The organism is Campylobacter sp. FU_497 (assembly GCF_025772425.1).
GTDB lineage: Bacteria > Campylobacterota > Campylobacteria > Campylobacterales > Campylobacteraceae > Campylobacter_D > Campylobacter_D lari_C.
In genome coordinates this window covers 1-6,001 of sequence record NZ_JAKMSC010000028.1, presented here as the reverse complement: position 1 = coordinate 6,001, position 6,001 = coordinate 1, and the positions used below count along the sequence as shown (strand labels likewise).

Annotated in this window: 6 protein-coding genes and 1 pseudogene; 2 read left to right on the top strand and 5 right to left on the bottom strand. The window is 28.6% G+C overall.

All coding sequences use genetic code 11. From position 1 onward, the window contains the following. The 5 genes from L8W68_RS08090 to L8W68_RS08070 form a co-directional block, all read right to left on the bottom strand. A partial coding sequence (locus tag L8W68_RS08090; RefSeq protein WP_263675744.1) for a DUF2920 family protein occupies window positions 1–832 on the bottom strand: 832 nt, incomplete at its 3' end. A gap of 59 nt (window positions 833–891) precedes the next feature. Next, entirely contained in the window at window positions 892–1,632 is a 741-nt protein-coding gene (gene pstB / locus L8W68_RS08085) for a phosphate ABC transporter ATP-binding protein PstB (protein ID WP_087700725.1), read from the bottom strand. After that, window positions 1,629–2,717, bottom strand: coding sequence for a phosphate ABC transporter permease PstA (gene pstA, locus L8W68_RS08080; protein WP_263675743.1), 1,089 nt, complete (start codon window positions 2,715–2,717; stop codon window positions 1,629–1,631). Before pstA ends, pstB begins: the two co-directional genes overlap by 4 nt. Continuing rightward, on the bottom strand, window positions 2,714–3,628 hold the full coding sequence (gene pstC / locus L8W68_RS08075; RefSeq protein WP_047208303.1) for a phosphate ABC transporter permease subunit PstC: 915 nt from the start codon (window positions 3,626–3,628) through the stop codon (window positions 2,714–2,716). Before pstC ends, pstA begins: the two co-directional genes overlap by 4 nt. Window positions 3,629–3,644: 16 nt before the next feature. Beyond that, on the bottom strand, window positions 3,645–4,628 hold the full coding sequence (locus tag L8W68_RS08070; protein ID WP_257928718.1) for a substrate-binding domain-containing protein: 984 nt from the start codon (window positions 4,626–4,628) through the stop codon (window positions 3,645–3,647). Between the two features lie 87 nt (window positions 4,629–4,715). On the opposite strand from L8W68_RS08070, the gene L8W68_RS08065 reads away from it, so the two are divergent. After that, window positions 4,716–5,375: a response regulator transcription factor gene (locus L8W68_RS08065; protein WP_263675742.1), complete on the top strand. Its 660-nt coding sequence runs from the start codon at window positions 4,716–4,718 to the stop codon at window positions 5,373–5,375. Window positions 5,376–5,503: 128 nt separating this feature from the next. Further along, window positions 5,504–6,001, top strand: a pseudogene (locus tag L8W68_RS08060) (hypothetical protein); the annotation flags it as partial.

Below are 6,001 nucleotides of genomic sequence, written 5' to 3'. Positions count from 1 at the left end.
CATAATTTAAAATATCTCTAATATTTTTTCTTGCATTAGAAAAATAACAAGGAGAGTATTGATTAGACGTCCAAAAACTTTTAGTAAATAAAAATAAATCAATATTTTCAGAATAATTTATATAAAATTCGCAGTTCTTAGTATAATCGATTTCTTTAGCAAAACCCAAATACGAAAGAGGTGTAAGAGCGTAAGAGGAATTATCTATTATAGTATCTACAACCCAAGGGCTTATTTTGGCACATAAATTTGCTAAATATCCCCCATGAGAACTACCAATTAAAATTACTGGTATACCCCCCCCCACCATATTTTTTTCCACATGTAATATAGCATTAGATATATCTATTGCTTGCATAATGCCAAAATTTTGATACTCATTTTTAGTTGGTTTTAAAGTGGCGCTAAGTTGAATTTTACTTTGATTGTGAATTTTATTTGTTGATTTTAATTCAATCATTTGATGGTCTATATATTTTAAATCATCATAGGCAAAATCTTTCCATTTTATACCAAAAGCTTTACATGAATGCTCTAATATAAATTCATCTATATTATCAAATACTATTTTTGCACCATTATTTAATCTTGAACCAATACAGTGATACTCAACACTAAGTACAATTACATCAAAATTACTACAAATAGCTTCAGCTAAATGTCTTCTATAATCGCTATTTGCATCATCTCCAAATCCAGAAATAATGCAAACAATAGCTTTCATTTGCTTACTATCATCATAAGTGATTCTATATTCTAATTTACTTTCTCTTTTTATATTTAATTCCACATCATCACAAGAGTCTATGAAATAAGTTTGATTTTTAAGCATGTTAAGCCTTTTAGAAATTTTGATTAATTATATCATCAAAATTTCTAAATAAATAAAAATTATCCAAAAGCTCCATTTAAATAAGCTTTTGTTTTTTCTTCTTTAGGATTTTCAAAAAATTCCTTACTTTCACCAAATTCTACAAGTTCGCCTAGATGAAAAAATGCAGTATAATCAGCCACGCGCTTACCTTGTTGCATGTTATGCGTTACCATGATCATAGAAAGATTATGACTTAATTCTTTAATAAGCTCTTCTATAACGCTTGAAGATATAGGATCAAGCGCTGAAGTTGGTTCATCTAAAAGTAATAATTTTGGCTTTATGGCCAAAGCTCTTGCTATACAAAGGCGTTGTTGCTGACCACCTGAAAGTGCTAGAGCATTTTGTTTTAGTTTATCCTTTACCTCCTCAAAAAGCCCTACTTTTTTAAGACAATCTTCCACCAAAGCATCTTCTTCATCTTTGTTTTTGATCATCCCATGGAGTTTTGGTGCATAAGAAATATTATCATAAATGCTTTTTACAAAAACATTAGGTTGTTGAAATACCATTCCGACTTTTTTTCTAAGCACGACTAAATCTTGATTTTTAACATCTTTTCCATCAATCTCAACAAGACCATCGATTTTTGCTATTTTGTCATTCATCCTATTAAAACAACGCAAAAATGTGGATTTTCCACAGCCTGAAGCACCTATTAAAGCTGTGATTTTATTTTTTTGAATTTCCATATTAATATCAAATAAAGCTTGTTTTTTACCATAAAATAAATTTAGATTTGTTGTTTTTGCTATCATTTTAATTTTCCTTGAAAATATCTTCTTAAAAGTATTGCTGCTAAATTTAAAATCACCAAAAGAAATAAAAGCACTATAATCCCTGCTGCTGTTCTTTCTAAAAATGCACGCTCTGGCATAGCTGACCATGAAAAAATTTGAGCAGGTAAAACACTTGTTGGCGCAAAAACACTATTTGCCACATCAGGTATAAAAGCTATCATACCTATAATCATCAAAGGCGCGGTTTCACCAATAGCTTGAGCTAAAGTTAAAATAGAACCTGTTAAAATCATAGGCATTGCCAAAGGTAGCATAATGCCTTTTATCATTTGAATTTTAGTCATGCCTAAAGCATATGCTGCATTTTTCATATTAATATCCACACTTTTTAAGGCAGCTTTAGTTGAAACAATAATAATAGGTAAGCTCATAATAGCCAAAGTTAATCCTCCAACTAAAGCACTAGAACGAGGCATCCCAAAAAGATTAATAAACACTCCAAGTCCTAAAAGTCCAAATAAAATACTAGGAATACTTGCAAGGTTATTAATACACACTTCTATAAAATGCGTAAATACATTTTGCGGAGCAAATTCTTCTAAATAAATAGCTGCTCCAACTCCTATTGGGATACTTACAACCATACAAACTATCATCACAAGTAAAGTTCCAACCACAGAAGCAAAGATTCCTGAATTTTCAGGTGATTTAGAATCTCCATTAAGGAAAAAATTTGTGTTAAAACTTAGTTTGATTTCTTGCTTTTGAACTAATTCATCAACTAAAGTTTTTTGTTCATCGCTTAGTTTATTGTAGTTTTTTTTCATATATTGATCAACTTCAGAATTTGCTAAAAGCCAAGATTTTTCTTTGATTTGACCTGTTCTTATTTTCCTTTGTTCAGCACGCGATAAAAGCTCATATGAAGGGCTATTTCTATCAGCCTGGGCATAAATGTAAGTTTGCTTAAAAGCTCCTATCCCAAGATACCCTACGCTTGATAAAAAAATACAAAGAAAAATAAGGTTTATATAAAGCCCCATTTTACAGAATCTTTTGAAATTTTTTGAAGCTTTTTTTCTTTGTTTAAAAAGTTTTTTCATAAATTTTTCCTTTTATGGAAGCGATTTATCAAATAAACGCTAAAAATATTAATGATTAATGTAATAATAAAAAGCACAAGCCCTAAAGAAAATGCACTTAAAGCTAAAGAACTATCAAAAGCTTGATCACCGCTTAATGCTTCTACTATTTTTACAGTCACTGTTGTCATATCTTCTAAAAAATTCATTGTTAAATTTGGACGCAATGAAGCAGCCATAACAACAATCATTGTTTCACCTAAAGCTCTTGAAAGTCCTAAAAGACAAGCTGCAACTATACCTGGCATTGCTTCTGGTAAAATTACTGCAAAAACGACTTCTTTTTTAGTCATACCTAAAGCATAAGCTCCATTTATCCTTTTTAAACTTACAGCTTCAATGCAATCTTGTGAGAGTGAAGCCACTATAGGAACTATCATAATACCCATGATAAAACCTGCACCTAGGGCACTTTGAAAACTAGCTTCTATACCAAAAAGAGAAAAAAACCACACTATAAAAGGAGCTACAACTATGGCTGCGAAAAATCCAAAAACTACAGTAGGAATTCCTGCTATGATTTCTAAAATAGGTTTTAAATAGTTTTTAGATTTTTTACCTGCAAATACTCCAAGATAAATAGCACACATTACACCTAAAGGTAAGGCTGTTAGCATTGCTATTAATGAAATATAAAAAGTTCCCCAAAATAAACTCAAAGCACCAAAAACCCCATGCTTGCTACTTCCATCAGCACCTACAAATGCAGCATCTGCTGCCCACTGACTTGAGAATAAAAAAGTAAATACACTTTCTTTTTGAAAAAATTTTAATGCCTCTATTAAAATAGTTAGCATAATAGCAAAGCTTACTACTACGCTAACAAAAGCACAAAGAAAAAGCGTTAATTTTATTATTTTTTCTTTTATCAATTTTTCATCCTAAAAATTAAAAAACTTTCCCTGCTTTAACAAGCTCATCAGTTAATAAACCTTTTTCTTCTATATGTTTTTGGGTTTGTTTTAATGTTTTTTCATCCAAAGGAACTAATCCTATTTTTTCTAATTCTGCTCCGCTTTTAGCTAAATCATCACTCATATAAATTTTTGCAAATTCAAATACTTCTGGATTTTTCTTAGCATTCATATATATAAACAAAGAACGAGCTAGTTTATATTTTCCTTCGGAAATATTCTTCTCATCAGCTTTTACACCATCAATATCAACTGCATTAATCTTATCATCATTGCTAGCTAAAAATCCGTATCCAAAAAGCCCAAAAGCTTCTTTATCAACAGAAAGTTTTGAAACAATTAAATTATCGTTTTCTCCACTTGGTATAAATGCTCCATCTTGGCGTATAGTTTTATATGCACCTTTATATTCAGGAATTTTTTTAGAAATATCTACCATTACAAGTTCTTCTATACTATCTCTTGTTCCTGAACTTGATGGAGGACCATAGATTGTAATTTTTCTATTTGGTAGATTTTTATTGATTTGTTGCCAATTTGTATAAGGATTTGGGACTAATTTTCCATCTTGTGGAATTTCTTTGGCCAAAGCTAAAAATAACTCATGTAAGCTTATATTTAATGGAGCATTGATTTTATTTTGAGCTAAAACTATGCCATCATAGCCTATCATAATCCCGACTATATCACTCACACCTGATTTTTTACAAGTTTCAAATTCACTTGGCTTGATTGCTCTTGAAGCATTAGAAATATCAGTAATTCCCTCGCAAAACACTTTAAAACCACCGCCTGTGCCAAGACTTTCAACTATAGGTGTTTTTGTATTTTTTATAGAAGCATACTCTTCAGCAACAAAAGAAGTAAAAGGATAGACAGTAGATGAACCTGCTATTTTTAATTCTGCTGCGTTTAAACTAACAAAGGTAGCCACACTTAAAGCCAAAAGTTTTTTCATTTTTTCTCCTTGTTTTAAAAAAAGTAATGAAAATTTAAAAAAACTTGGAAACATTTTGGATACATGTATTTTTTGATATAATTTTATATGCTAAATATTATTTTGATAGAAGATGATAAAGATTTAAATGAGTTAATTAGTTTAAGACTTAGTCAAGAAAATATAAAAATTTATAATTATTTTGATTTTTTTGACTTAGAAACCTTTCTAGATACAAATGAAATAGACTTAATCATCATGGATAGAAATTTACCAAGTGGCGATAGTGTAGAGATGATAAAACAATTAAGAAAAAAAGGTTATATGGAGCCTGTGATTTTTCTTAGTGCAAAGACTTTGCAAAAAGATATTTTAGAAGGTTTTGAGCAAGGCTGCGATGATTATATATGCAAACCTTTTGATTTTAATGAACTTTTATTTAGAATCAAAGCCGTAACTAAAAGAAATAAAACTCCAAAAGAACAAATTTCTTATCAAGATTTTACTTTATATATAGAAGAAAGAAAATTAATTTATCAAACAAATACATTTGAAAATTTATCAACCCTAGATGTAGAATTACTCAAGTGTTTTTTTAATCACAAAAATCAACTTCTAAGCCGTCAATTTTTAAGTGAGCAGGTATGGAAAAATGACACAACAAGCGATAAGACAATCAATACGGCTATTTTAAGATTAAAACAAAAAATTCCACAAATTAAAGAAAATATCATTTCAGTGCGCTCGGTGGGTTATAAATTGTGTTAAAAATCAGAAATTTTTTTGCTTTATTTTTTATATGTTTTTGTATATTTTTTATAGGATTGTTTTATTTTGTTAATGAGCAATATATAAACAACACTATAAAAAGCACTTATGAGCAAAAATTAAAAACCTTGAATGATACATTAAAATTTAGCATTATAAAAACACTCAATACAAACAACATTCAAGAATTTTCTCAACAAACAAGAGCAGATTTTATCATCAAAAAAGATGGAAAAACCATCTCATCTTTAGATGATTTTGATTTCTTTAAAAATCAATTTAACGCAGATTTTACACATGAATTTTTTAATAATAAAGAAATTTATTATAAAGCTTATCAATATGAAGGATATAAATACATCATCATTGTTTATCCAAAAATAAACGCAAAAATACAAGATTTTTGGATAAAAAATATTTTGATTTTTTTACTTTTTTTAGCAGTATTAACTGCAATATATATTTTTATATTTAACTTTTTTAAAAAATACTTTCAAGAATTACTTTTGTTTATTAAAAATATAAAGAGTCAATCAGAATTTCATTTTACAAAGAACTTTTTTTATGATTTAAATTCTTTAAATTTAAGATTATTAAAAATAAAAAAGTTATTTTATGAGAAAGAA